The 26940-nt window shown below is 73.3% G+C and carries 19 protein-coding genes and 1 riboswitch; of the genes, 12 read left to right on the top strand and 7 right to left on the bottom strand.

Features of this window, described 5'->3' with window-relative positions:
* Nucleotides 1-4: 4 nt before the first annotated feature.
* The 3 genes from H4687_RS40420 to H4687_RS40410 are packed head-to-tail and all read left to right on the top strand — an operon-like array spanning nt 5 to nt 3749.
* Nucleotides 5-1462, top strand: coding sequence for an APC family permease (locus H4687_RS40420; RefSeq protein ID WP_050398618.1), 1458 nt, complete (start codon nt 5-7; stop codon nt 1460-1462).
* 56 nt (nt 1463-1518) lie between these two features.
* Nucleotides 1519-3012: an aldehyde dehydrogenase gene (locus tag H4687_RS40415; protein ID WP_046912993.1), complete on the top strand. Its 1494-nt coding sequence runs from the start codon at nt 1519-1521 to the stop codon at nt 3010-3012.
* Nucleotides 3009-3749: a gamma-glutamyl-gamma-aminobutyrate hydrolase family protein gene (locus H4687_RS40410; protein WP_046912994.1), complete on the top strand. Its 741-nt coding sequence runs from the start codon at nt 3009-3011 to the stop codon at nt 3747-3749. The genes H4687_RS40415 and H4687_RS40410 overlap by 4 nt, the downstream gene beginning before the upstream one ends.
* Here the strand turns inward: H4687_RS40410 and cobN are convergent.
* Entirely contained in the window at nt 3707-7333 is a 3627-nt protein-coding gene (cobN, locus tag H4687_RS40405; protein WP_046912995.1) for a cobaltochelatase subunit CobN, read from the bottom strand. The two genes, H4687_RS40410 and cobN, sit on opposite strands and share 43 nt — an antisense overlap.
* A 90-nt stretch (nt 7334-7423) precedes the next feature.
* Nucleotides 7424-7500: riboswitch (cobalamin riboswitch) on the bottom strand.
* A gap of 111 nt (nt 7501-7611) precedes the next feature.
* Between cobN and cobG the strand changes: the two genes are divergently transcribed.
* The 3 genes from cobG to H4687_RS40390 all read left to right on the top strand — a co-directional run bounded on the left by cobG (nt 7612) and on the right by H4687_RS40390 (nt 11127).
* Nucleotides 7612-8940 carry a precorrin-3B synthase gene (gene cobG / locus H4687_RS40400; protein WP_046912996.1) on the top strand — a complete coding sequence of 443 codons (1329 nt, stop codon included), beginning with the start codon at nt 7612-7614 and terminating at the stop codon, nt 8938-8940.
* A gap of 67 nt (nt 8941-9007) precedes the next feature.
* Nucleotides 9008-9640 carry a precorrin-8X methylmutase gene (locus tag H4687_RS40395; RefSeq protein WP_046912997.1) on the top strand — a complete coding sequence of 211 codons (633 nt, stop codon included), beginning with the start codon at nt 9008-9010 and terminating at the stop codon, nt 9638-9640.
* The gene (locus H4687_RS40390) at nt 9637-11127 is read left to right on the top strand and encodes a precorrin-2 C(20)-methyltransferase (protein ID WP_046912998.1); all 1491 of its coding nucleotides are present in this window, start codon (nt 9637-9639) and stop codon (nt 11125-11127) included. Before H4687_RS40395 ends, H4687_RS40390 begins: the two co-directional genes overlap by 4 nt.
* Nucleotides 11128-11181: 54 nt before the next feature.
* Here H4687_RS40390 and H4687_RS40385 read toward each other — a convergent pair whose 3' ends face one another.
* Complete coding sequence (locus H4687_RS40385; RefSeq protein WP_046912999.1) at nt 11182-11928, bottom strand: cobalt-precorrin-6A reductase; 747 nt, start codon at nt 11926-11928, stop codon at nt 11182-11184.
* Nucleotides 11929-11946: 18 nt separating this feature from the next.
* On the opposite strand from H4687_RS40385, the gene H4687_RS40380 reads away from it, so the two are divergent.
* Nucleotides 11947-13098 (top strand): cobalt-precorrin-5B (C(1))-methyltransferase, encoded by a 1152-nt coding sequence (locus tag H4687_RS40380; RefSeq protein ID WP_046913000.1) that lies wholly within the window; start codon nt 11947-11949, stop codon nt 13096-13098.
* Nucleotides 13099-13360: 262 nt separating this feature from the next.
* Here H4687_RS40380 and cobM read toward each other — a convergent pair whose 3' ends face one another.
* The 3 genes from cobM to H4687_RS40365 all read right to left on the bottom strand — a co-directional run bounded on the left by cobM (nt 13361) and on the right by H4687_RS40365 (nt 16215).
* Complete coding sequence (gene cobM / locus H4687_RS40375; protein WP_046913001.1) at nt 13361-14110, bottom strand: precorrin-4 C(11)-methyltransferase; 750 nt, start codon at nt 14108-14110, stop codon at nt 13361-13363.
* Complete coding sequence (locus tag H4687_RS40370; RefSeq protein ID WP_046913002.1) at nt 14107-15384, bottom strand: bifunctional cobalt-precorrin-7 (C(5))-methyltransferase/cobalt-precorrin-6B (C(15))-methyltransferase; 1278 nt, start codon at nt 15382-15384, stop codon at nt 14107-14109. The genes cobM and H4687_RS40370 overlap by 4 nt, the downstream gene beginning before the upstream one ends.
* Before the next feature lie 129 nt (nt 15385-15513).
* Nucleotides 15514-16215, bottom strand: a complete 702-nt coding sequence (locus H4687_RS40365; protein ID WP_046913003.1) for a cinnamyl-alcohol dehydrogenase — start codon at nt 16213-16215, stop codon at nt 15514-15516.
* A gap of 221 nt (nt 16216-16436) precedes the next feature.
* Between H4687_RS40365 and H4687_RS40360 the strand changes: the two genes are divergently transcribed.
* Both H4687_RS40360 and H4687_RS40355 read left to right on the top strand, forming a co-directional pair.
* Nucleotides 16437-18776: a glycosyl hydrolase family 95 catalytic domain-containing protein gene (locus H4687_RS40360; protein ID WP_179859951.1), complete on the top strand. Its 2340-nt coding sequence runs from the start codon at nt 16437-16439 to the stop codon at nt 18774-18776.
* Nucleotides 18777-18822: 46 nt separating this feature from the next.
* Complete coding sequence (locus tag H4687_RS40355; RefSeq protein ID WP_046913004.1) at nt 18823-20712, top strand: glycoside hydrolase family 97 protein; 1890 nt, start codon at nt 18823-18825, stop codon at nt 20710-20712.
* Between the two features lie 34 nt (nt 20713-20746).
* Here the strand turns inward: H4687_RS40355 and H4687_RS40350 are convergent, their stop codons facing one another.
* Nucleotides 20747-21712 (bottom strand): D-2-hydroxyacid dehydrogenase family protein, encoded by a 966-nt coding sequence (locus H4687_RS40350; RefSeq protein ID WP_179859952.1) that lies wholly within the window; start codon nt 21710-21712, stop codon nt 20747-20749.
* Nucleotides 21713-21876: 164 nt separating this feature from the next.
* Between H4687_RS40350 and H4687_RS40345 the strand changes: the two genes are divergently transcribed.
* A complete protein-coding gene (locus tag H4687_RS40345) occupies nt 21877-22173 on the top strand; it encodes a DUF2218 domain-containing protein (protein ID WP_046913005.1) in 297 nt (98 codons plus the stop codon).
* 171 nt (nt 22174-22344) lie between these two features.
* Here the strand turns inward: H4687_RS40345 and H4687_RS40340 are convergent, their stop codons facing one another.
* Entirely contained in the window at nt 22345-23799 is a 1455-nt protein-coding gene (locus H4687_RS40340) for an amino acid permease (RefSeq protein WP_179859953.1), read from the bottom strand.
* An 810-nt stretch (nt 23800-24609) separates the two neighbouring features.
* On the opposite strand from H4687_RS40340, the gene H4687_RS40335 reads away from it, so the two are divergent.
* Nucleotides 24610-25344 (top strand): FadR/GntR family transcriptional regulator, encoded by a 735-nt coding sequence (locus tag H4687_RS40335; protein ID WP_046919217.1) that lies wholly within the window; start codon nt 24610-24612, stop codon nt 25342-25344.
* 90 nt (nt 25345-25434) lie between these two features.
* A complete protein-coding gene (locus H4687_RS40330; RefSeq protein WP_046919216.1) occupies nt 25435-26904 on the top strand; it encodes an APC family permease in 1470 nt (489 codons plus the stop codon).
* Nucleotides 26905-26940: the final 36 nt, after the last annotated feature.

Here is a 26940-nt window from a genome sequence, read left to right as displayed (position 1 = left end):
CCGAGTGGACAGTCAGACGGCGGTCGCCCCGCACACCTCGCACGAACCCTCCCCGGCAGGCAGGCTCAAGCCCGATTCCCTCGGCGTCCTGGGCATCCTCTTCTTCGTCCTTTCCGCCCAGGCCCCGCTGACCGGCATCGCCGGGGCCGTGCCCATCGCCGTCGTCATCGGCAACGGGGCCGGCGTCCCCGCCGCGTACATCGCGGCCGGCGTCGTGATCCTGCTGTTCTCCATCGGCTTCGTCACCATGGGCCGCCACGTCGTGGACGCCGGCGCCTTCTACACGTACATCGGCAAGGGCCTGGGCCGCTCGACCGGCTCCGGCAGCGCCGGCGTCGCGCTCTTCGCCTACTGCGCCATCCAGGCCGCGATGTACGGCCTCTACGGCGCCACGGTCAGCGGCCTCGTGGAGACGTACGCCGACGTACGGATCGCCTGGTGGGTGTGGGCGCTGGTCACCATGGTGGTGGTCCAGGTCCTCGGCGCCGCCGGGATCGAGATGGGCGCCAAGCTGCTGGCGGTGTTCGTCCTGGCGGAGTTCAGCATCCTGATCGCCTTCGCCCTCGTGACCTTCTTCAAGGGCGGCGGCCCCGAGGGGCTCGGCCTCGCCGACAGCTTCTCGCCGGACGCGGCGCTCCAGGGCGCTCCCGGGGTGGCGCTGATGTTCGCCGTGGCGTCGATGTTCGGCTTCGAGGCGACCGCCATCTACGGCGAGGAGGCCAAGGAGCCGAGGAAGACGGTCCCGCGCGCCACCTACCTGTCGGTCGCGGTCGTCACCGGCTTCTTCGCCTTCACCTCCTGGATGCTGGTCTCCGCGCACGGTGCCTCCCGGGCGACGGCGGAGGCGGGCAAGGCCCTGGAGAGCGGCGACGCGGCGGGCTGGGTCTTCGCCCCCATCGCGGCGGAGTTCGGCGCGTGGACCGGCGACGTGCTGCCCGTCCTGCTGGCCACCTCGCTGTTCGCCGGCATCCTGGCGTTCCACAACTCCGCCAACCGCTACCTGTTCTCCCTGGGCCGCGAAGGGCTGCTGCCGCGTGGGCTGACCTCGCTCAACCGGCGTCACTCCCCCTGGGCGGCCGGCCTCGTCCAGACCGTGATCGCGGCGGCCCTCGTCGTCCCGTTCGCGCTGCTGGGCAAGGACCCGGTGCTGACGCTGTTCTCCTGGTTCAGCGGGGTGGCCGTCCTCGCGATGATGCTCCTGTACTTCCTGACGTCCGTGTCCGTGGTCGTCTTCTTCCGCCGCTCCCGCGCCGACACCCGGCCCTGGAACACGCTCATCGCACCCGTCCTGGGCGCGCTCGGCATCGCCTGGGCGATCTGGCTGATCATCGAGAACTTCACCACGCTCATCGGCGGCGACCGGACCACCGCCGTGTGGCTGCAGCTGACCGTGCCCGCGGTGCTGGCGCTGGGTCTGGGCGCGGCCTGGGTGACCCGGAACCGGCAGCCGGCCACGGACTGACCTCCGCCCGACTCCACCGATTCGAACCCGCACACAGAACAGGAAGAGGAGAGCCGATGCCCGCCGCCCTCGCCCACGACGACCTGCTCCGTCGCGCCATGGAGCTGGACCTCCCCAGCCGGCACCACATCGACGGGGTGGACGAGCCGGGCGGGGGCGCCTCCTTCGCCGTCGTGTCACCCCGCGACGGCCGGACCCTCGTCGAGGTGGCCGACGCGCACAGCGCCGAGGTCGACCTGGCCGTGGCCGCCGCCCGCCGCGCCTTCGACTCCGGCCCCTGGCCCCGCCTGGCCCCCGCCGACCGCGGCCGGATGCTGCTGCGCGTCGCCGAACTCCTGGAGGAACAGCGGGAGAAGCTGGCCCTGACCATCACCCTGGAGATGGGCAAGCCGTTCACGGAGGCGCACGACATCGAACTGCGCGCCGCGATCACCACCTTCCGCTGGTACGGGCAGCTGGCCGACAAGCTCACCGACGAGTCGCCCCACACCTCTCCCGACGCCCTGGCCCTGGTCACCCGTGAACCCGCGGGCGTCGTGGGCGCCGTGGTGCCGTGGAACTTCCCCCTGACCCTCGCGAGCTGGAAGGTCGCCCCGGCGCTGGCGGCCGGCTGTACGGTCGTCCTGAAGCCCTCGGAGAACTCCCCGCTGTCCGCCCTGCTGCTGGGCCGGATCGCCACCGAGGCCGGACTGCCGCCGGGCGTCCTCAACGTCGTCACCGGTGACGGGCCGACCGCCGGCCGGGCCCTCGGGCTCCACCCCGGCGTGGACGTCCTGGCCTTCACCGGCTCCACCGCGGTCGGCCGGCACTTCCTGCACTACGCCGCCGACTCCAACCTCAAGCGGGTCTGGCTGGAGCTGGGCGGCAAGTCGCCGAACATCATCCTTCCCGACGCCCCCGACCTGGAGAAGGCCGCCGCCACTGCGGCCTGGGGCATCTTCTTCAACCAGGGCGAGATGTGCACCGCCCCCTCCCGGCTCCTGGTGCACTCCTCCGTCGCCGAACGCGTCACCGAGGCGATCGTGGCCCGTGCCCGGGAGCTGCGCGTCGGCGACCCGCTGGACCCGGCAACCGAGATGGGCGCCCTGGTCCGCGAGGCCCACCTCGAACGGGTCCTCGGCCACATCGGCGCGGGTGTCGACGACGGCGCCCGCCTGCGGGCCGGCGGCGCACGCACGCTGACCGACACCGGCGGCAGCTATCTGCGGCCCACCGTCTTCGACCGGGTCGACCCCGGTATGCGGCTGGCCCGCGAGGAGATCTTCGGCCCCGTCCTGTCCGTCCTCACCTTCGACGACCTCGACGAGGCCGTGACGCTCGCCAACGACACCGAGTACGGCCTCGCCGCCGGCCTGTGGACCTCCGACCTGTCCACCGCCCACAAGGTCTCGCGCGCGCTGCGGGCCGGCACGGTCTGGGTCAACTGCTACGAGGAGGGGGACCTGACCGTCCCCTTCGGCGGCATGAAGCAGTCGGGCAACGGCCGCGACAAGTCCGTCCACGCCATCGAGAAGTACACCGAGCTGAAGACCACCTGGATCCAGCTGTGACCCGGCCCCTGATAGCCCTGCCCGCCCGTTTCTCCGCCACGACCTCCGCGCTGCGGTACGCCGCCGAGGTCAACGCGCGCGCCCTGATCGAGGCCGTCTGGCGGGCGGGCGGCGAACCCGCGAGCATCCACCCGGCCGAGGGCGACACGACCGCCCGCCTGGCCCGCTTCGACGGCGTCCTCCTGCCCGGCGGCGGCGACCTCGCCCCGTACCGCTACGGCGCGACGGACACCCACGCCAGCGTGTACGACGTGGACGACGTCCAGGACACCTTCGACCTCCGGGTCGCCCACGCCGCCCTGGAGTCGGGCATCCCGCTGCTGGCGGTCTGCCGGGGCCTCCAGGTCGTCAACGTCGCCCTCGGCGGCACCCTGGAGCAGGACATGGGCGGCCCCGGGCGCGAACACCGTCACCTCGTGCACCCGGTGGCGCTCCGGCGCGGCACCCTGCTGGAACAGGCCACCGGAGCACAGAAGGTGGAGGCGTCCTGCTACCACCACCAGCGGGTGGACCGGCTCGGCGAGGGGCTGGAGGTCACCGCCCGCGCCGCCGACGGCACGACGGAAGGACTCGAACTCCCCGGCGCCACCGGCTGGTTCACCGCCGTGCAGTGGCACCCCGAGGACACCGCCGAAGAGGACCCCGTGCAGCAGGCCCTCTTCGACGCCCTCGTCCGGGCCGCCGACGCCCGGCGTCAGTCCTCGCCGCCCTCCAGGTCGCCCTCGGCCTCCAGGTAGACCTGACGCAGCCCCTCCAGCACCGCCGGGTCGGGCTTCTCCCACATGCCGCGCGACTCCGCCTCCAGCAACCGCTCGGCGATGCCGTGCAGGGCCCAGGGGTTGGCCTGCTGGAGGAACTCGCGGTTGGTCTCGTCGAGGACGTAGGTCTCGGTGAGCTTGTCGTACATCCAGTCGGCGATCACGCCCGTGGTGGCGTCGTAGCCGAACAGGTAGTCGACGGTGGCGGCGAGTTCGAAGGCGCCCTTGTAGCCGTGGCGGCGCATCGCCTCGATCCACTTGGGGTTGACCACCCGGGCGCGGAACACCCGGGACGTCTCCTCGACCAGGGTGCGGGTGCGGACCGTCTCGGGGCGGGTGGAGTCGCCGATGTACGCCTCGGGTGCCGTGCCGCGCAGGGCGCGGACGGTGGCCACCATGCCGCCGTGGTACTGGAAGTAGTCGTCGGAGTCGGCGATGTCGTGCTCGCGGGTGTCGGTGTTCTTCGCGGCCACCTCGATCCGCTTGTACGCGGTCTCCATCTCCTCGCGGGCCGGGCGGCCGTCCAGTTCCCGGCCGTAGGCGTAGCCGCCCCACACCGTGTAGACCTCGGCGAGGTCGGCGTCGGTGCGCCAGTCGCGGGAGTCGATGAGCTGGAGCAGTCCGGCGCCGTACGTGCCGGGCCGGGAGCCGAAGATACGGGTGGTGGCCCGGCGTTCGTCGCCGTGGGAGGCGAGGTCGGCCTGGACGTGGGCGCGGACGTGGTTGGCCTCGGCCGGCTCGTCCAGGGACGCGGCGAGGCGTACGGCGTCGTCGAGCAGCCCGATGGTGTGCGGGAACGCGTCGCGGAAGAAGCCCGAGATGCGCAGGGTGACGTCGACGCGCGGACGGCCCAGTTCCTCGGCGGGGATGGCCTCCAGGCCGGTCACGCGGCGTGAGGCGTCGTCCCAGACCGGGCGGACGCCGAGCAGGGCGAGCGCCTCGGCCACGTCGTCGCCGGACGTGCGCATGGCGCTGGTTCCCCACAGGGACAGGCCCACGGAGGTGGGCCATTCGCCGTTGTCGGCGCGGTAGCGCTCCAGCAGGGAGTCCGCGAGCGCCTGGCCGGTCTCCCAGGCGAGGCGGGAGGGGACGGCCTTGGGGTCGACGGAGTAGAAGTTGCGGCCCGTCGGCAGGACGTTGACCAGGCCCCGCAGCGGGGAGCCCGAGGGGCCCGCCGGGACGAAGCCGCCGTTCAGGGCGTGGACGACGTGGTGGAGTTCGGCGGTGGTGGCCTTCAGTCGCGGGACGACCTCGCGGGCGGCGAACTCCAGGATGGCGGTGACCTGTTCGCCGTGCTCGTCGGGCACGGAGTCCGGGTCCCAGCCCAGCTCCTCCATCCGCTCGACCAGGGCGCGGGCCTTGGCCTCCGCCTCGTCGGCGGTCGTGCGGGTGGCGGCGGACTCGTCGAGGCCGAGCGCCTCGCGCAGTCCGGGCAGGGCGGTGGTGCCGCCCCAGATCTGGCGGGCGCGCAGGATGGCGAGGACCAGGTTGACGCGGTCGGCGTCGGCCGGCGGCGTGCCGAGGACGTGCAGACCGTCGCGGATCTGGGCGTCCTTGACCTCGCAGAGCCAGCCGTCGACGTGCAGGAGGAAGTCGTCGAAGCCGTCGTCCTCCGGGCGGTCGTCGAGGCCGAGGTCGTGGTCGAGGCGGGCGGCCTGGATGAGGGTCCAGATCTGGGCGCGGATCGCGGGGAGCTTCGCCGGGTCCATGGAGGAGATCTGGGCGTACTCGTCGAGGAGTTGCTCCAGGCGCGCGATGTCGCCGTAGGAGTCCGCGCGGGCCATCGGCGGGACCAGGTGGTCGACGAGGGTGGCGTGGACGCGGCGCTTGGCCTGGGTGCCCTCGCCGGGGTCGTTGACCAGGAAGGGGTAGATCAGGGGCAGGTCACCGAGGGCGGCGTCGGGGCCGCAGGCGGCGGACAGGCCCGCGTTCTTGCCGGGCAGCCACTCCAGGTTGCCGTGCTTGCCCAGGTGGATCATCGCGTCGGCGCCGAAGCCGCCGTCGTCGGCGCGGGCCGCGATCCAGCGGTAGGCGGCCAGGTAGTGGTGCGAGGGCGGGAGATCGGGGTCGTGGTAGATCGCGATCGGGTTCTCGCCGAAGCCGCGCGGCGGCTGGATGAGGATCAGCAGGTTGCCGAAGCGCAGGGCCGCGAGGACGATGTCGCCCTCCGGGTTGGCGCTGCGGTCGACGAACATCTCGCCGGGCGCCGGGCCCCAGTGCTCCTCGACGGCCGTGCGCAGCTGCTCGGGGAGCGTGGCGTACCAGCGGCGGTAGTCGGCCGCCGGGATACGGACCGGGTTGCGGGCCAGCTGCTCCTCGGTGAGCCAGTCCTGGTCGTGGCCGCCGGCCTCGATGAGGGCGCGGATCAGCTCGTCGCCGTCGCCGGAGGCCAGTCCGGGGACGTCGGCGCCCCCGAAGTCGTAGCCCTCCTCGCGCAGGCGGCGCAGCAGGGCGACCGCGCTGGCGGGGGTGTCCAGGCCGACCGCGTTGCCGATGCGGGAGTGCTTCGTCGGGTAGGCGGACAGGACGAGCGCGAGGCGCTTGTCGGCGTTGGCGATGTGGCGAAGTCGCGCGTGGCGTACGGCGATCCCGGCGACGCGGGCGGCGCGCTCGGGGTCGGCGACGTAGGCCGGGAGGCCGTCCTCGTCGATCTCCTTGAAGGAGAACGGGACGGTGATCAGGCGGCCGTCGAACTCGGGGACGGCGATCTGGCTGGCCGCGTCGAGCGGGGAGACGCCCTCGTCGCTCTCCTCCCAGGCGGAGCGCGAGCCGGTCAGGCACAGGGCCTGGAGGATCGGCACGTCGAGGCCGGTGAGGGCGCCGGCGTCCCAGGACTCGTCGTCGCCGCCGGCCGACGCCTCGGCGGGCTTGGTGCCGCCCGCGGCGAGCACCGTGGTCACGATGGCGTCGGCGGCGCGGAGTTCCTCGATCAGCTCGGGCTCGGGGGCACGCAGGGACGCCACGTACAGCGGGAGCGCGCGGGCGCCCGCGTCCTCGATCGCCTCGCACAGGGCGCCCACGAAGGCGGTGTTGCCGCTCATGTGGTGGGCCCGGTAGTAGAGCACGGCTACGGTCGGACCGTCGGTGTCCGCGGCCTCCCGGGGCAGCGGGCCCCAGGACGGGGCGGGGGCGGGCGCGTCGAAGCCGTGGCCGGTGAGCAGGACGGTGTCGGAGAGGAAGCGGGCCAGCTGCTCCAGGTTGGCGGGGCCGCCGTGGGCGAGATAGGCGTGGGCCTCGGCGGCGATGCCGACCGGGACCGTGGAGGCGGCCATCAGCTGGGCGTCGGGGGCCTGTTCACCGGTGAGGACGACGACCGGGCGGCCGTCGGCGAGCAGCAGGTCGAGGCCGTCCTGCCAGGCGCGGATGCCGCCGAGGAGGCGGACGACGACCAGACCGGCGCCGTCGAGGAGGTCCGGGAGGTCCTCCAGCGCGAGCCGGGAGGGGTTGGCGAAGCGGTACGGGACCGGGCCGGCGGCCGCGCGGGCGCTGAGCAGGTCGGTGTCGGAGGTCGACAGGAGCAGGATGCGGGGCTGCGTCGAGCGCTCCCCGGACGATGGCTGCATGCGGCTGCTGGCCTTCCTCGGGGTCCGCGCCCCGGGCGGTGTCGGATCGGAGTCTCCCCTGCTCGGACGGGCCGAGGGGTACGGGGAAGGGAGTTCCTGACTTGCCCGCCCCTCCTGGGACGGACTCACAGTGGCGGGACCGCGCCGGACTCACACCGGGCTTCCTCCCCTAGGGAATATGACGACAGACCCTAGCGCCGTGGTGGCGTCGGCGGACCGGATGATCCGCCAAGCAGCATAGTAAGGGTCGCCTCAAAAGGGCGGAGAGTACGTCCCCGATGCCGGTGGGTATGCTCGCGGCCATGTCCACGCCTCCCGTCCGATCATCGTCCCAGGCCACGGCGGTCACACGGGACCGTGGTGACGCCTGCCCGGGGACGCTGCGGCTGCACGCGGCGGACGACGGGGCGCTGGCGCGGGTCCGGGTGCCCGGTGGGGTACTGACCGTCCGCCAGGCCGAGGCGCTCGCGGAGGCGGCCCGGCGGCTCGGCGACGGTGATCTTCACCTCACCTCACGCGGCAACGTGCAACTGCGGGGGCTCGCCGACGGCTGCGGGGGCGCGCTGGCCGAGGCGCTGGACGCGGCCGGGCTGCTCCCCTCCCCCGCACACGAACGGGTGCGCAACATCGTCGCCTCCCCGCTGTCCGGCCTCGACGGGCGGGGCCTGCGGGACGTACGGCCCTGGCTGTCGGGCCTCGACGCGGCACTGTGTGCGAGCGAGGCGGCGCGGGAGTTGTCCGGCCGGTTCCTGTTCGCGCTCGACGACGGGCGGGGGGACGTGGCCGGGCTCGACGCCGACGTGACCCTGCGGGCGGAGGCGGACGGCGGCGCGCGCTTGAGCCTCGGCACGGCCGCCGAGGCCCTGTCGGTCTCCGGCGAGGACGCGCCCCGGGCCGCGCTGACGGCCGCCGAGACCTTCCTGGCGGCGGCGCGGGAGAGCGGGTCCCGCGTCTGGCGCGTGACCGAACTCCCGCTCCCGGACGGGCTGTTCCCCCTGGTCCGTGACCGTCTGGCCGCCACCGGGATCGAGGCGGTGAGCCGGCCGCGTACGGCGAGGGGGCCGGCCCCGGCCGAGGGTCCGCCCCCCGGAGCCGTGGGCGAGGCCCTGTCCGTACACGCCCCCCTCGGCCGCCTCACCGCCCCGCAGTGGCGGGAGTTGACCGCTCTCGCGTCCACGACCGCCCGCCGTGAACTGCGGCTGACGCCCTGGCGCGGAGTCGTGGTCCCGGTTCCGGGCCTGGGCGAGGAGCGGGCGGCCGACGCGCTCGCCCGGCTGTCCGGGGCCGGACTCGTCACCGATCCCGCCTCCCCCTGGCTCCGCGTCGGCGCCTGCATCGGGCGGCCCGGCTGCGCCAAGTCCCTGGCGGACGTACGGGCGGACGCGACCGCGCACCTCGACGCGGCCCGGCACGGCGGCGGCCTCCCCCTGTACTGGTCCGGCTGCGAGCGCCGCTGCGGACATCCCCGGGGCGAACGCGTCGACGTGGTGGCCGTGCCGGACGGCGGCTACCGGCTCTCCCGCGCGGTCCCCGGACACGACCCCCGGACCGCGCCCCTGGAGGACGCCTCCCGACTCGCCACCGCCCTGGAGGAGATCACCTCGTAGGCCGCAGACGAGCACGACCCGCACCGACGACACCCGTACGACGACCGAGAGCAGCGAGAAGACCACCGTGACCACGTACGACTACGAGAAGGACGGCCCGGCGATCTACCGGCAGTCCTTCGCCACCATCCGCGCGGAGGCGGACCTCGCGGCCCTGCCCGTCGACGTCAGCCAGGTCGCGGTACGGATGATCCACGCCTGCGGAATGGTCGACCTCGTACGGGACCTGGCGTACACCCCCGACGTGGTGGCCCGCGCCCGCGAGGCCCTGCGTGCCGGGGCACCGATCTTCACCGACGTCAAGATGGTGGCCAGCGGGGTCACCCGCAAGCGGCTGCCCGCCGACAACGACGTGCTGTGCACGCTCTCCGCCCCGGGCGTGCCCGAGCTGGCGGCGAGGCTCGGCACCACGCGCAGCGCCGCCGCGCTGGAGCTGTGGCGGGACCGGCTGGAGGGGGCGGTCGTGGCCGTCGGGAACGCGCCCACCGCGCTGTTCCGGCTGCTGGAGATGATCGAGGAGGGCGCGCCCCGGCCCGCCGCCGTCATCGGCGTGCCGGTCGGGTTCGTGGGCGCCGCCGAGTCCAAGGACGCGCTCGCCGCGCACCCCTCGGGCCTGGAGCACATCGTCGTACGCGGCCGGCGGGGCGGAAGCGCCATCGCCGCCGCCGCGCTGAACGCGATCGCGAGTGAGGAAGAGTGAGCGGCAAGCTGTACGGGGTCGGGCTCGGCCCCGGTGACCCGTCCCTGATGACCGTCCGGGCCGTGGAGGTGATCTCCGCGGCGGATGTGATCGCGTATCACAGCGCCCGGCACGGCCGTTCCATCGCGCGCTCGATCGCCGCGAAGCACCTGCGCGCCGACCACATCGAGGAGCGGCTGGTCTACCCGCTGACGACGGAGACCACCGACCACCCGGGCGGCTACAAGGGCGCGATGGAGGAGTTCTACGCGCAGGCGTCGGCCCGACTGGCCGCGCATCTCGACGCGGGCCGCACGGTCGCGGTCCTCGCGGAGGGCGACCCGCTCTTCTACGGCTCCTACATGCACATGCACAAGCGGCTCGTGGACCGCTACGACACCGAGGTCGTCCCCGGAGTCACCTCCGTGTCCGCCGCGGCAGCCCGGCTGGGCACACCGCTCGTCGAGGGCGAGGAGGTGCTGACGATCCTGCCGGGCACCCTGCCCGAGGAGGAGCTGACCGCACGGCTCGCCGCGACCGACGTGGCCGTGGTGATGAAGCTGGGGCGGACGTTCACCAAGGTCCGCGGCGCGCTGGAGAGTTCGGGCCGGCTCGGCGAGGCCCGCTATGTCGAGCGGGCCACCATGCCCGGGGAGCGCATCGGCGCACTGGCGGACGTGGACCCGGAGTCGGTGCCGTACTTCTCGGTGGCCGTGCTGCCCAGCCAGGTCGACACCGAGCGGCCCGAGGCCCGGGAGCGGGGCGAGGTCGTCGTGGTCGGCACCGGGCCCGCCGGGCCGCTGTGGCTGACGCCGGAGACGCGGGGCGCGCTCGCCGCCGCCGACGACCTGGTCGGTTACACCACCTACCTGGACCGGGTGCCCCGGCGCGCGGGTCAGGTCCGGCACGGCTCGGACAACCGGGTCGAGTCGGAGCGCGCCGAGTTCGCCCTCGATCTGGCCCGGCGCGGGCGTCGGGTCGCGGTCGTCTCCGGGGGCGACCCGGGGGTCTTCGCCATGGCGACGGCCGTGCTGGAGGCCGCCGCGCAGGAGGAGTACGCGGACGTGCCGGTGCGGGTGCTGCCGGGGGTGACCGCCGCCAACGCGGCCGCCGCCCGCGCGGGCGCCCCGCTCGGCCACGACTACGCCACGCTCTCCCTCTCCGACCGGCTCAAGCCCTGGGAGGTCATCGCCGAGCGGCTGCGGGCGGCGGCCTCGGCGGACCTGGTGCTGGCCCTGTACAACCCGGGCTCGCGCAGCCGTACCTGGCAGGTGGGCAAGGCGCGTGAGCTGCTGCTGGAGCACCGGGCTCCGGACACCCCGGTGGTGGTCGCCCGGGACGTGGGCGGCTCCGGTGAGCGCGTACGGATCGTACGGCTGGCCGACCTGGACCCGGCCGAGGTCGACATGCGGACGATCCTGCTCGTCGGCTCCTCGCAGACGCGGGTGGTCCGGCGCGGGGACGGTGAGCAGATCGTGTGGACACCCCGCCGGTACCCGGAGGCGTGAGCGGAGGGGAAGCGCGGGCGTGAGCGGGGCGGAGGCCCGTGCGGCGGTCGGGGGTCAGCGGGCGTGGAGGCGCTCGCCCACCCAGCGGGCCGCGGCCTGCGGGTCCGGCACCACGGTGACGCCCTCGGGCGCGGGGGGCCTGCGCACCACGACCACGGGCACCGCGGCCTCCCGGGCGGCGGTCAGCTTCGGTGCGGTCGCGGCGCCTCCGCTGTCCTTCGTCACGACGACGTCGACGCGGTGGCGGCGCAGGAGGTCCCGCTCCCCGTCCAGGGTGAAGGGGCCCCGGTCGAGCAGTACCTCCGTCCGGGCCGGGTACGGGGCCTCGGGCGGGTCCACGGACCGGACGAGGAACCACAGGTCGTCCAGGGCGGCGAACACGGCCAGGCCCATGCGCCCGGTGGTGAGGAACACGCGGCGCCCGAGCGTGGGCAGCAGCCGCGCCGCCTCCGCCAGTGAGCCGACGTCGTGCCAGTCGTCGCCGGTGGCCGGGACCCAGCCGGGCCGGCGCAGCGCGAGCAGGGGAACATGGGTGGTGGCGGCCGCCCGTGCCGCGTGGAAACTCATGGTCCCGGCGAAAGGATGGGTGGCGTCGATGAGCGCGTCCACCCGGTGCTCGCGCAGCCAGGCGGCCAGCCCCTCGGCCCCGCCGAAGCCGCCGACGCGGACCTCGCCCGGGGGCAGCCGGGGGTTCGCCACCCGTCCGGCGAGGGAGCTGGTCAGCCGCAGGCCCGGGGTGCCGTGCAGCAGTTCGGCCAGGCGGCGGGCCTCCGTGGTTCCGCCGAGTATCAGTACGTGCATGGAAGTCCGGGTCCGATCATGAGCAGTGACGAGAAGCAGGGTGCCGACGGGGGCGGGGGTGCGGCGAAGGGCGGTCGCGCGGCCCAACTCAAGCACACCGGTCTGCGGCCCGGCTGGACCACCGGCGCCTGTGCGACGGCCGCCACGACGGCCGCGTACACCGCGCTGCTGACCGGCGAGTTCCCCGACCCGGTGACCATCACCCTGCCGAGGGGGCAGACGCCGTCGTTCGCGCTGGCCGTCGAGGAGCTGACCGGCGACAGCGCGACGGCGGGGATCGTGAAGGACGCGGGCGACGACCCGGACGTCACGCACGGCGCGCTGGTCCGGGTCACCGTACGGCGGCTGCCCGCCGGGGCGGGGGTGGTCTTCCGGGCCGGTCCCGGGGTCGGGACGGTCACCCGTCCGGGTCTGCCCCTGCCCGTCGGGGAACCGGCCGTGAACCCGGTCCCGCGGCAGATGATGCGGGACCACGTCGCCGAGGTCGCGGCCCGGCACGGCGGCACGGGCGACGTCGAGATCACCGTCGGCGTCGACCACGGCGAGGAGATCGCCCGCTCCACCTGGAACCCGCGCCTGGGCATCCTCGGCGGGCTGTCCATCCTGGGGACGACCGGGATCGTCGTCCCGTACTCCTGCTCGGCGTGGATCGACTCCATCCGGCGGGGCGTCGACGTGGCGCGGGCGGCCGGACGTACGCATCTCGCCGGGTGCACGGGGTCGACGTCGGAGAAGACGGTCGTCGCCGCGTACGCGCTGCCCGAGGACGCCCTGCTGGACATGGGTGACTTCGCGGGCGCGGTCCTCAAGTACGTGCGCCGCCACCCCGTGGAGCGGCTGACGATCTGCGGTGGTTTCGCCAAGCTCTCCAAGCTCGCCGCCGGCCATCTCGACCTGCACTCCGCCCGCTCCCAGGTCGACAAGGGCTTCCTCGCGGACCTCGCCCGGCGCGGTGGCGCGGACGAGGCGCTGGCCGTCGAGGTGGCCGGGGCCAACACCGGGCTCGCCGCGCTCCAGCTGTGCGCGGCGGCCGGGGTGCCGCTCGGCGACCTGGTCGCGGTGGCGGCCCGCGACGAGGCACTGTCCGTGCTGCGGGGCGCGCCCGTCGCGGTCGACGTCATCTGCATCGACCGCGCGGGGACGATCGTGGGCCGCAGCGAGGTCCGCTGAGTGCGGGGGCCGGCTTGGGTGCGTCGTCGGGTGCGGGTCCGGTGGGGCTTCTCGCGCAGTTCCCCGCGCCCCTGAAAAGCAGGGGCTGCGCCCCATGCTTTTCGAGCCCGAAGGGCCGCCGCTCCCAGACCCGCAGGGCCGTGTCCTTCAGGCCCGCAGGGATGTGTCTTTCAGGCCCGCGGGGCCTGGGCTTCTAGGGGCGCGGGGAACTGCGCGAGAAGCCCCCACTCACCCGCACCCGACAACGCACCCACCCCGCCCCTCAACACTCGTGCCGGTCCCGCTCCGGCGAGTACAGGTGGCTGTCCCGGAACTGCTCCGCCCCCAGCGTCCGCCCGACCATGATCACAGCCGTACGCAGCACACCCGCCGCCTTCACCTGCCCGGCGATCTCCTCCAACGTCCCCCGGAGGATCAGCTCGTCGGGCCGCGAGGCATACGCGACGACCGCGGCAGGACAGTCCGCCCCGTAGTGCGGCACAAGCTCCTCCACGACCCGGTCCACGTACCGCGCGGCCAGGTGCAGCACGATCAGCGCCCCGCTCCGGCCGAGCGTGGCCAGATCCTCACCCGCCGGCATGGCCGTGGCCCGCTGCGCGATCCGCGTGAGGATGACGGTCTGCCCGACCGTGGGCACGGTCAGCTCCCGCTTCAGCGCCGCCGCCGCCGCGGCGAACGCGGGCACCCCCGGCACCACCTCGTACGGCACTCCCGCCGCGTCCAGCCGCCGCATCTGCTCGGCGACCGCGCTGAACACGGACGGGTCCCCCGAGTGCAGCCGGGCCACGTCGTGACCCTCCTCGTGCGCGCGCACCAGCTCGGCGGTGATCTGGTCCAGGTCCAGCTGGGCGGTGTCCACCAGCCGCGCGTCCGGCGGGCATTCGGCCAGCAGGTCACGCGGGACGAGGCTGCCCGCGTACAGGCAGACCCCGCAGGCGGCGAGCCTGCGGGCGCCCCGGACCGTGATCAGGTCGGCGGCACCGGGGCCGGCGCCGATGAAGTACACGGTCATCTGTCTGCTCCCGAAGGGGTGTCGGCGGTGTCGAGGCTGGTCCTGCGTACGGCCCACTGGGTCACCGGCATCGCCTGCCGCCACCCGGTGAAGCCGCCCACGGGCACGGCGTGCGCCACGGAGAGCCGCACCAGCTCCCCGCCGTGGCGGCGGTGGGCGGCGGCGAGGACGGCCTCGGACTCCAGCGTCACGGTGTTGGCGACCAGCCGCCCGCCCACCGGCAGGGCCTGCCGGCAGGCGTCGAGGAGGCCGGGCGCGGTGAGCCCGCCGCCGATGAACACGGCGTCGGGCGGCGGCAGTTCGGCCAGGGCGGCGGGCGCGGCCCCGGTGACGACCCGCAGGCCGGGCACGCCGAGCCGGTCGGCGTTGCGGGTGATGCGTGCGGCGCGGACCGGGTCGCGTTCGACGGTCAGCGCCCGGCACGAGGGGTGCGTGCGCATCCACTCGATCGCGATCGAGCCCGAGCCGCCGCCGATGTCCCAGAGGAGTTCGCCGGGTGCCGGGGCCAGCGCGGCCAGCGTGGCGGCGCGCACGTACCGCTTGGTGAGCTGCCCGTCGTGCTCGTACGCCTCGTCGGGGAGGCCGGGCCCGGCACCGAGGCGGAGAGCGTCCGGGGCCCGTCGGCACTCGACGGCGACGATGTTGAGGGGGTCGCCGGGCGGGTGCGCGGGCTCCCAGTCGTCGGCGGTGGTCTCCTCGCCCGTGCGTTCCCTCTCGCCGCCGAGCTGTTCCAGGACCCGCATCCGGCTCGGTCCGAAGCCCCGGTCCCGCAGCAGGACCGCGACCTCGGCGGGTGTGCCGGCGTCCGCGCTGAGCACGAGGAGCCGTCGGCCGTCGTGCAGGGCGGCGGCCAGGCGGGCGGCGGGCCGGCCGACGAGCGTGACGACCTCGACGTCCTCCAGCGGCCAGCCGAGGCGGGCGGCGGCGTAGGAGACGGAGGAGGGGTGCGGCAGGACGCGCAGCCGGTCGCCGGCCTCCTCGGCGAGGGCGCGGCCGATGCCGTAGAACATGGGGTCGCCGCTGGCCAGTACGGCGATCCGGCGGTCGGAGTGCGCGGCGAGCAGGGCGGGGACCGCGGGCCGCAGGGGCGAGGGCCAGGTGATCCGCTCGCCCGCGCACTCCGGCGGCAGCAGGTCGAGCTGCCGGGGGGCACCGATCAGGACCCCGGCCTCGCGCAGGGCCGCCCGGGAGGCGGCGGGGAGGCCGCGCCAGCCGTCGGCGCCGAGCCCGACGACGGTGACGGCGTACGGCGGTCCTGGTCGTGCGGGGGTCACTGCGCGGTACCTCGGGCGGATCGGGGGCGGTTCTCGGTAACGACAGAGGCGCACTCTACTGGGCGGTGACCTGCGCACCCGTGCCCGGGTGCGCGGGAGGCGGCCGCCGCGCTCCCGCGCCGGGCCCGGTCAGCGGGTCCAGTGGGTGATGTCGCGGAAGCGGGCCTCGGCGCGGCCGGAGCCGTGGTGGTAGACGCCGTTCTTGAAGTAGCGGGTGGCGGGGCCGCGGTCGGCGACCGTGAGCACGAGGGAGTTGTCGAGATAGACCTTGACGGTGCCGGTTCCGCTGCTCGCCTCGTGGGCGATCTTCACGTTGAACCAGGTGTCGTAGGCGCCGGTTTTGAGGACCGTGCCGTCGTAGCGGCGCACGGTGCCGCCGTCGGTGTCGTGGACGTTGAGCATGATGTCCGTGGCCGGGGTGCCCGAGGGGCGTCGGGTCCGCAGGATCTGGACGAAGGACGCGCGGTCGGTGCCGGCCGGGAGGTAGACGTCGGCGTCCCACATGCGATCGCCGGTGGTGTAGTCGTTCTTCCAGCGCATCTCCGTGCGCGGGCCGGTGGAGCTGCCCTGCTCGAAGGGCTCGTCGGTGGCGTACACCCACACGCGGTGGACGCCCCCGGTGTGGCTGTGGCGGTCGCTCAGGTCGAGGTTCCAGGGCTTGTGCCAGCTGTACGTGAACGCGGTCCGGGTCCAGCCGTCGGTCGGGTCGGCGGCCCGGACGGCAGTGGGGGGCGTGGTCGGGACGGCGGTCGGGTCGGCGGCGGGGGCAGCGGCGACCGTGCCGCCGGCCAGCAGACCCGCTCCCGCCCGCAGGACGGTTCGTCTCTTCATCAGCCTTGTCCTTCCGCGGCAGGAAACATCGGAGGAGTGCAAACGTCTGGACCAGGTGCCAGAGTGAGCATGGAGGCCAATTCCTCGGCGAGACAGGCTAATTCAGGCCCATGTTGCACGGAATCTCGCCACCGGCCGCCCCATTGACAGGCCCCTCGACCCTGCCTAGGTTCGCCGATACACCCGATGTATCGATGATCCGTCAGGTATGGAGGACGATGATGACCTCGCAGTCGGGGAAGCACTCCCCCCTGCCCCGCCGTGCCGTGATCGGCACCGCGCTGGGCGGCGCGGCAGCGGCGGCCCTGCCCGGAACGGCCCATGCCGGACCCCCCTTACCGACGGCGGCACCGGCCATCGGCACCGATGCGCCGGCCGCCCCGGGGAGCGGACGCCCCTGGCAACTCCGCGACACGATGACCACCGACCGCTCCTGGGACCGGTTCCTGCGTGAGCAGGACCTGCGCTGGAGCAGACCGCCCACCCGCTGGTACGAGGGCCCGTTCCTCGGCGACGGGCTGCTCGGCAGCATGATCTACCAGGAACCGGACGCCAACCGGATCCGGTTCACCGTCCAGCACGGCCGCGTCCAGGACCACCGGCCCGAGTTCGGCAGCGGCTGGGGCACCTGCCGGCTGCCGGTCGGCCACCTCACGCTCGACCCGGTCGGCACCATCACCGCCGTCGACTGGCGGCTGAGCCTGTGGAACGCCGAGCTGACCGGCACCGTCACCACCACCGCCGGCACCCTCACCCTCTCCGCCCTCGTCCACGACGAGGTACTGGCCACCCGCGTGACGGCGGCCGGCGGCGAACGCGTCGTCTGGACCTTCCACCCCGAGGAGGCCGTCAGCCCCCGGAGGATCAGCGAGGCCCCGCCCGCCGGCTACACCGCCCACCCGCCCTGGACGACCCGGACCACCGCCGAGGGCACCGAGCAGGTGCTCCAGCCGCTCATCGGCGGCCAGACGGCCACCGCCTACCGCCGCGACGGCGACGAACTGCTGCTCGCCGTCGGCCACAGCGCCCCCTCCACGACCGCCGCCGAGGCCGACTCGCTACGGCACCTCCGGCGCGCCAAGTCGTACAACACCCTTCGCCGGCGGCATCGCGACTGGTGGCACGCCTTCTACCCCAAGAGCTTCGTCTCGTTCCCCGACGAACGGCTGCAGAGCTTCCACTGGATCCAGCTCTACAAGGTCGCCTCCGCCAGCCGCGCGGGCGGCCCCGTCATGGCCACCTGCGGCCCCTGGCTGGAACCGACCCCGTGGCCGGCGGTGTGGTGGAACCTCAACGTCCAGCTGGAGTACTGGCTCGTGCACGGCTCCAACCACCTGGAACTCGACTCGCTCGCCACCACCGTGCGCCAGAACCAGGAACAGCTCATCGCCAACGTGCCGGCCGCCTACCGCGCGGACAGCTCCGGCGTCGGCCGCAGCTCCGACATGTTCGCCACCCGGAACGTGGGCCGACCGGGCACCGGCGCCGAGGTGGGCGACCTCACCTGGGCGCTGCACAACGTGTGGCTGACCTACCGGCACTCCATGGACGAGGCCCTGCTGCGCGACACGGTCTTCCCGGTGCTGCGCCGGGCGATCAACTACTACCTGCACTTCCTCACCCCGGGCAGCGACGGCAGGCTGCATCTGCCGAGCACGCTGTCCCCCGAGTATCCGGTCGTGCCGCCGCAGGACACCAACTACGACCTGGCCCTCATCCGCTGGGGCTGCCGCACGCTCATCGATTCCGCCGAACTCCTCGGCGTGGACGACGAGTTGATCCCGCGCTGGCAGGAGGTGCTGGCCCGGCTCACCCCGTACCCGGTCGACGACAACGGCTTCATGATCGGAGCCGACACCCCGTACGCGCAGTCCCACCGGCACTACTCGCATCTGCTGATGGTGTATCCGCTGTACCTCGTCAACTGGGAGCAGCCCGAGAACCGTGACCTGATCACCAGGTCGGTCGTCCGCTGGCACGCGCTGCCCGGCGCCCACCGGGGCTACAGCTACACGGGGGCCGCGTCGATGTACGCGATGGCCGGCGACGGCGACACCGCGATCACCTACCTGCGGAAGTTCTTCGACCCCACCACCCGCTACCCCTGCCGGCCCAACACCCACTACACCGAGGCCGGTCCGGTGATCGAGACACCGCTGTCCGCCTCGCAGTCGCTGCACGACATGTTCTGCCAGAGCTGGGGCGGCGTGATCCGTGTCTTCCCCGCCGTCCCCTCCGCCTGGGCGGACGTGACCTTGCACGACTTCCGCACCCAGGGGGCCTTCCTGGTCAGCGCCGTCCGCAGGGCGGGGACGACCCGGTTCATCCGGATCAGGAGCCTGGCCGGTGAACCGCTGAAGCTGCGGCACGGGCTCGCCGGCCGCCTCACCGTCCTCCTCGACGACGGCACCCCGGCCCGCACCGACGACCTGGGCGACGGCACCCTCGCCATCGACCTGCCCCAGGGCCGCGAGGTGCTCGTCCACTCCGGCTCCCGGCCCGACCTCGTCATCGAACCGGTCGCCGTCAGCGAGCCGGGTGCCGCCTGGGGACTGCCGTAGCAGCCACCGTCCGAGGGCCACGTACACAGCAACAGGGAGGATTCTCATGGCGGTTCCGATCAGGACCGCGGTCGCCGGGCTCTGCGCCGGGCTGGTGGCCACGCTGCTCACGACCGTGCCCGCGCGGGCCGAACCGCACGACCGCGCCTGGACCGTGTCCGCGACGGCGCACGCACCCCGCGCGCGGGTGTCCCTGGACTCCACCACCGGCGCCCTGAGCCTGACGGTGTCCCGCGGCGGCCGTACGGTGATCGAGCCGTCGCCCGTCGGCATCGTCACCGAACGGGCCGACCTGTCCCAGGGGCTGCGCTTCGTACACCGCAAGGACAGGGTGATCGACGAGCGGTACCGGACGAGCGCCGGCAAGCGGCTGGAACGCCGGGTGCGGATGAACGAGAGCCGGCTGTCGTTCGCGACCACCGCCGGTGCCCGGCTCGACCTCGTCGTCCGCGCCTCCGCCGACGGCGTCGCCTACCGGTACGTCCTGCCCGCCGGGTACGGCGACGTGCTCGGCGAGACCTCCGCGTTCAGCCTTCCGGCGGACGCCAAGGCGTGGCTCGGCACCTACCGGGCCGACAACGAGGGGCAGTTCGTCCAGTACACCGCCGCGAGCGCGCCCACCGGCGCGTACGCGGACCAGGCGCTGTTCGCGACCGACGGCGGCTACACCCTGCTCGCCGAGTCCGACCTCACCGGCGCCTACTCCGGCGCCCGGCTCAGCCACGAGCAGGGCACGGGCACCTACCGGATCAGGCTCGCCGACGACCGGGTCGTCACCGACGGCCCCCTCACCACCCCCTGGCGGGCCATGGTCACCGGCGACCTCGCCACCGTGACCCGCTCCACCTTCACCGATGACCTGGCCCCCGCCTCCGAGATCCGCGACCCCTCCTGGATCCGGCCCGGCACCGCCCTGTGGACCTGGCTCGCCGGCGGCCGACCTGCCGGCCAGAGCCTCGCGGCGCAGAAGGCGTACGTCGACTACGCCGCCGAACGCGGCTGGCCCTACGAGGCCGTCGACGCGGGCTGGTACTTCAGGTCCGACGCCTGGGACACCACCGACCCGGACTGGCAGACCACCAGCTGGATGCCCGAACTCGTCGAGTACGCGCGCGCCAAGGGGGTCGGCATCATCGTCTGGATCCACCAGCGCGACCTCGACACGGCCGAGGAACGCGCCCGGTGGCTGCCCACCCTGGAACGCTGGGGCGTCAAGGGCGTCAAGATCGACTTCATGGACTCCGAGGCGCAGGCCACGCTCCGCTGGTACGACGCGATCCTCCCGGAGACCGCCGCCCACCACCTCCTGGTCAACTTCCACGGCTCCACGATCCCCAAGGGCATCCAGCGCACCTGGCCGCACGTCATGACCCTGGAAGGCGTCGCGGGCGAGGAGAAGCGCACCAACACCGCCGCCCACCTCACCACCCTGCCCTTCACCCGTAACGTCATCGGCTCCATGGACTTCACCCCCGGCGCCTTCCAGCGCGTCGGACTGCGCCCCAACTCCGACGCGGCCGAGGTGGGGCTCTCCGTCGCCTACGAGTCGGGCCTGCAGATGTTCGCGGGCACTCCCGAGTCGTACGACGCCCGCCCGCTCGCCCGCGCCTACTTCGACCAGGTCCCCGCCGCCTGGGACGACACCCGGCTCCTGGCCGGACAGCCCGGTCAGGAGGCGGTGCTCGCCCGCCGCAGCGGCGACCGCTGGTTCGTCGGCGGGGTGTACGCCGGCGCGGCCCGCACCGCCGAGGTGCCGCTGTCCCTGGGCTCCGGCCGCTGGCTGGTCGAGACGGTCCGGGACGGCGCCGACGGCCTCGTCCAGGACCGCCGGGTCCTGCGCGGCGGCGACCCGCTCACCGTCGACGTCACCGCCAACGGTGGCTTCGCCGCCCTGGCCTGCCCGTGGCGCCCGGGGGTCGCCACCTGCTACCGCTGAGCACGCGGCCTCGCCGGCGGGCGTCCGTACCCGCTCAGCCGGGTGTCAGCGTGCGGACCGGGGTGCCGGCGAGGAAGGCGGTGATGTCCTCCACCGCCTCCGTGTAGAAGGTGCGGTAGTTCCGCTCGGTGACATAGCCCAGGTGCGGGGTGGCGAGCACGTTCGGGAGGGAGCGCAGGGGGTCGTCGGCGGGGAGCGGTTCGGTCTCGAAGACGTCGAGACCGGCGCCGGCGATCCAGCCCTCGCGCAGGGCACGTTCGAGGGCGGCCCGGTCGACGATGGCGGCGCGGGAGGTGTTGACGAGGTGGGCGTGCGGGCGCATGGCACGCAGTTCCGGCTCGCCGAGCAGGCCGCGGGTGCGGTCGGACAGGACGAGGTGGACGGACACGAAGTCGCTTCGGCCGAGCAGATCCGCCTTGCCGGCGGCGAGTTCGGCTCCCGCCGCGGCCGCCCGTTCGGCGGTGAGGTTCTGGCTCCAGGCGAGGACCTCCATGCCGAAGGCGGTGGCGACGCGGGCCACCCGGGTGCCGATCCTGCCCAGTCCGAGCAGACCGAGGGTGCGGCCGTGCAGGTCCTGCCCGACGGTGGACTGCCAGGGGCCGCCCTCGCGCAGCACCCGGCTCTCCACGGTGAGGTGGCGGGCCAGGCCGAGGAGGAGCGCCCAGGTCAGTTCGACGGGCGGGGTGGGGCTGCTCGCCGTCCCGCACACGACCACGCCCTGGGCCCGGGCCGCGGCGAGGTCGATGGAGGCATTGCGCATACCGGTGGTCACCAGCAGGCGCAGCCGGGGCAGTCGGCGCAGCAGGTCGGCGGAGATGGGGGTGCGTTCCCGCATGGCCACGACGATCTCGCAGTCGGCGAGTTCGGCCACGAGCCCGTCCCGGTCGGTGATGTGCTCGCGGAGCGTGCGCACCTCCACCCGGTCGGCGAGGGTGCTCCAGTCGGCCAGGGCGAGGGCGGCGCCCTGGTAGTCGTCCAGCACTGCGCAGTGGAGGGTCATACGGGCAGTCTGCCGTTCGCCGCCCGGTACGCAGGAATGTGATCCACGCGACATCACCCTTGATTCAAATTTGAATCATGCGGGACTATGGTCGACGCGACAGTCACTTCAAATTTGAAGCAACGGTCGCAGCGCCTCGATCCCCCGTCCCTTGGAGTCTCCCCATGCCCACCTCCCTCGGTCGCGCCTCCACCGACGCCGCCCCCCGCTACGCCAAGCAACTCGCCTCGCACTTCGGGCGGAAGATCCCCACCGAGCAGACTCCCGAAGGCGGCCACCGCCTCACCTTCGAGCAGACCGATGTCCTCCTCCAGCCCGCCGAGGACCACCTCCTGATCCGCGTGAGCGCACCCGACGCGTCCGCGCTCACCTCCGTCCGCGAGGTCGTGGGCAGCCACCTCGAACGCTTCGGCCAGCGCAACGAACTGTCCGTCACCTGGGAAGAGCCGTCCGAGAGCTGACGGCCGACGGCCACGGCGGACGGTCCGCCCTGGGCGGCAGCGGCAGGACCGTAACCGCCGGGTCCAGCGCCCGCCCGGTGACGGGTGCGGCCGTGCAGCCGTGCAGCCGGTGACGCGAGGGGGAGGGTCGCGTCACCGGCGGCAGGGGCGGCCCCGTGCGGGCCCGGTCCGCTACGAGGGGGTGCCCTCCTTCTGCCGGGCAGTCGGTGACAGCCGCTTGCGGATCAGCGCGAAGGCCACCACACCCCCGGCCACCAGGGTGGACAGGACGACCTGGTCCCGGCCTCCACCGGAGGCGGTGTCGGTGAGCATGTAGCCGAGCACGAACACGATCAGGGCGATGGTGGCCCAGGTCAGGTACGGGAACAGCCACATGCGGACGACGAGCTTCTCGGGCGACTCGGCCTGGATGATCCGGCGCATCCGCAGCTGCGAGAAGCAGATGACCAGCCAGACGAACAGGGCGATGGCGCCGGAGGAGTTGAGCAGGAACAGGAAGACGGTGTCGGGCCAGGCGTAGTTGAAGAACACCGCGACGAAGCCGAAGACGACAGAGGCGAGAATCGCGGTCTGCGGCACACCCCGGCGCTTGGTCCGGCCGAAGGCGGCGGGTGCGTCGCCGCGGCGGCCGAGGGAGAAGGCCATGCGGGAGGCGGTGTAGAGGCCGGAGTTGAGGCAGGACAGCACGGAGGTGAGGACGATGAAGTTCATGACCTGACCGGCGTGCGCGATACCCAGCGAGTCCAGGGCGGCGACGTACGAGCCGTCCTTGGTGATGGCCGGGGAGTTCCAGGGCAGCAGGGTCAGCACGACGAAGATCGAGCCGAGGTAGAAGACGCCGATCCGCCAGATGACGCTGTTGGTGGCCTTGGTGACCGCGCGCTGGGGGTCCTCGGACTCCCCGGCCGCCAGGGTGACGATCTCGCTGCCCATGAAGGAGAAGACGACCATCAGCACGCCGGTGAGGATCTTGCCGGGTCCGTTGGGCAGGAAGCCGCCGTGCGCGGTGAGGTTGGACAGTCCCGCGGTGTCGCTGTGCGTGCCCGGCAGGATCCCGAAGACGGCCAGGAGGCCGACCCCGATGAACGCGACGATCGCGACGACCTTGATCCCGGCGAACCAGAACTCGAACTCGCCGTAGGAGGCGACCGAGGCGAGGTTGGAGACGGTCAGCACGATCATGACGATCAGGGCCCAGGCCCACTGCGGCACGCCCGGGATCCAGCTCTCCAGGATCTTCGCGCCGGCGGTCGCCTCCACGGCGAGCACCACGACCCAGAAGAACCAGTACAGCCAGCCGATGGAGAACCCGGCCCAGCGGCCGAGCGCGCGGTCGGCGTAGGCGGAGAAGGAGCCGGAGGTCGGGTTCGCGGCGGCCATCTCACCCAGCATGCGCATCACGAGCACGACCAGGGCGCCCACGAGTGCGTACGACACGAGGATGCCGGGCCCCGCGGCGGCGATGCCCGAGCCGGAACCGACGAACAGGCCCGCGCCGATCACGCCGCCGATGGCGATCATCGACAGGTGCCGGTTCTTCAGCCCGGCCTGCAGGCCGGATCCTGCTGGGGTGCTTTCGGTGGTGGTCACCGTATCGGGAGCGGGGGCAGGGGGACGTGTTGTCATTTCTACATCCAGGGGACTGGCGGGGAATGTGGATGATTCCGGCGACGTCCGACGGAGTCGGCCGTCTGGACCCGCCGGACGCGCCGGGCGCGACATGCGGGGTGCCGGGTCAGCGGCGGGGTCGCGGGGGGCGATCACGGTCGCGGGGAAGGCATGGTGGATCACGACCGCCGGTCGGCGTCCGCCGTGTCGGCCGCCCGATGACGCTCAGGAAAATAGTTCACGGCGATCAAAAAAGACAAGGGGTCCAGCCGCCCGGGCGACGGCTCCCACGCGCCGCGCTCCGGGGCACCAAGGCCTCGCGGACGCCGCCGTCACCTCACCCCACGGACCGCGCGACGAGGCACGAATCCCCTGCTCAGGGGCGTGACGCCCCGGCCACCGACCCACCCCCTCCCCCGCCCACGAACCGGGCGCGGGAAGGTCTTGTTTAACTGTTCACCTTGCTCTAATTTTTCCTCCATCGCGGCTCCTCCGTACCGGCGCGACAGCCGGGCCACGCCGTGGCCCGGCTGTCCCCGGGCCGTTGCGGACCGCTTCGGGGGAGTTCCCTCCGGCGTTCCCCGCACCCTGGGAGTCCTGTGCACCACACCCGCGCGAGCCCGCTTCCCGGTGGGGCGAACGCCGAGAAGCCGACCCGCGACACCTGCGGGCCGGACACCGGCCGCCCGGACACCAGTCGCTCGCGCACCGGTCGCCGTACGACCGCGCCCGCATCCGCCCCCACCTCCGCCCCCGACACGGCCCGGCGCGCCGGGCCGCGTGCCGCACGGGCCGGGGCCGCGTTCAGCAGGCCGTTAGGGTGGCGTCGTGGTGAATGCAGCGGGCAAGTTCGGGCCGTACAACCAGCCGGGCCCGGCTCGGACGACGTCGGTCACCGGCGTGGGGCACGCCCGCGCGTTGCCCGGCGGGGGCCAGAACGGATCCGATCTCGTCCGGTCGCGCATCGCCCTGCGAGTCCGCCTGCGCTCCGTACGGCCCGGGGACCGGCTCCCCGACACCGGGGTCCTGGCCGAGGAACTGGGGATCAGTGAGATCACCGTCCGACGCGCGCTGGAGGGCATGTGCCAGGACGGGCTGCTCGACCGCCGACGCGGACGTGCGGGCGGCACCTTCGTCGCGCAGGACTGGGACACCGTCGTCGCCGTGATGCACGACGCCGAGGAGGCGGCCGCACTCGACGCCTTCCATCTGCTGCTCGAATGCGGCCTCGTGGCGCACGGTTCGGGAGAGGTGCCGGGCGAACGGCTGGAGGGGCTGCGGGCGTTGGTCGAGGAGACGGAAGTGACCGACGATCCGGCATACCTGGCCGAGTTGGAGACGCGTTTCCACCTGGACCTCGCGGAGACGCTCGGCGGTGCCGGAATGCGCGAGTTCGCCGCCGATCTGCTCGGCCGGCTCTGCCTGCTGCTGCCCCTGCCGCACCCCGCGGTGGTACGGGCGCAGAACCGGTGCCACGCCGAACTGCTCACCGAACTGGGCCGGGGCGCGACCGATCCGGCCGTACAGGCGGTGAAAGGACACCAGCGTTCCCGGCACGGCTGACGCCGGGTCGTGCCGGTCCGACCGTCGAGAACCCGCGCCGGTAGTCGGAGCGGCACCCATCAGGCCACCACCGCACAAGGAGTTGCCGTCATGCCCGACCCCGGAGCAGGCAAGCCGTTCCCGCCGGGTCCCGTCGGCGACGCGCCGCAGCGGCTGCGTGGCGGCGTCCTCGGCATGGCGGACATCGCCGCCGCCACGATGGCCAACGTCGGCCCGGCGATGAGCTTCTTCTTCGGTTTCGCCTTCCTGGCCACCACCGCGGGCGTGGCCTCACCCCTGACCATCGTCGCCGCGGGCATCGCGGTCGCCCTGCTCGGCAACACGCTGGCCGAGTTCTCCCGGGCGCACCCGTCGGCGGGCAGTTTCACCACCTTCGTGGGCAAGACCTTCGGTCCGGTGAGCGCGGTGACCACGGCGCTGCTGGCGGGAGTGGGCTACATCATCGCGATGGCCTCCGTGATCGCCATCTCCGGCGGGTTCGTGCAGATCACCCTGCACCACTACACCGGCGTGGACCTGCCGTGGATCCTCTGGACCCTGCTGCTCACCGGACTGGCCGTGGGGCTGATGCTGCGCGGGATCGTGGTCTCCACCAAGTGGGCCGGCTACTTCTTCGGCGTGGAGATGCTGGTCCTGGCCGTGGTCTCGATCGCGGCGCTCGTGGAACACCGCGGCTCTCTTTCCCTCGATCCGTTCCTGCCCAGCCACATCAGCAACGGTTTCAGAGGCCTGGCGGCCGGTTTCCCCCTGGCGGTGTACCTGTTCGTCGGCTGGGAGAACTCGGCCGCTCTCGCCGAGGAGACGGAGAACCCGCGACGCAACGTCGGCCGCGCGGTGTTCTCCTCCGTCGCCATCATGACGGTGAGCTACGTCGTCTTCGCCTACGCCACCGTCACCGGCTTCGGATACGACGTGGACCGGCTCGGGGCCTCCCCGATCCCCTTCGTCGAGGTGGCCCAGCACACCCTCGGCGCACTGGCGTTCCTCACCTACCTGGGCGGTCTGACCTCCACGCTCGGCGTGCTGATCGCCGGCATCAACTCCCAGGCCCGCCTGGTGTTCAACGCCGGACGCGAGGGGCTGCTCCCGTCCTTCTTCGGCTACGTGCACCCCACCCGCCGTACACCGAACAACGCGATCGTCACCTTCGCCGCCACGGCCCTGCTGATCATCGGCGGCTGGGGCCTCGGCCATCTGGTGGGATCCGGCGGCGGACCGATGAACCCGGTGGTCTTCTTCACCGAGTCCTCGACGCTCGGCACCATCCTGATCCTGCTGGTCTACCTCGCCTCCAACATCGCCCTGCCGCTGTACTACCGCAGATACCGGCCGCAGGAGTTCCGGGTGGTCCGGCACCTCGTCCTGCCCGCGCTCGGCACCCTGGCCATCCTGGTCCCGCTCTACTACCTCGCCAAGCCGGGCCAGCCCGCCCCGTACAACTGGTTCCCCTACGCGGCACTGGCCGCCCTGTTCGCCGCCGTCGGCTACGCGGCCCTCCTGGTCCGCCGCGACCCGACCCTCGCCGACCGCGTCGGTTCCGTGGTCGCGGACGCGGACTGAAGCGCGGGGTCACAGCTCCACGGCAGCCCCTTGGCA

This window comes from Streptomyces stelliscabiei, assembly GCF_014873495.1.
Taxonomy (GTDB): Bacteria; Actinomycetota; Actinomycetes; order Streptomycetales; family Streptomycetaceae; genus Streptomyces; species Streptomyces bottropensis.
Note: the sequence above shows the minus strand (reverse complement) of the source record. Positions and strands in the feature narration are given on the sequence as shown.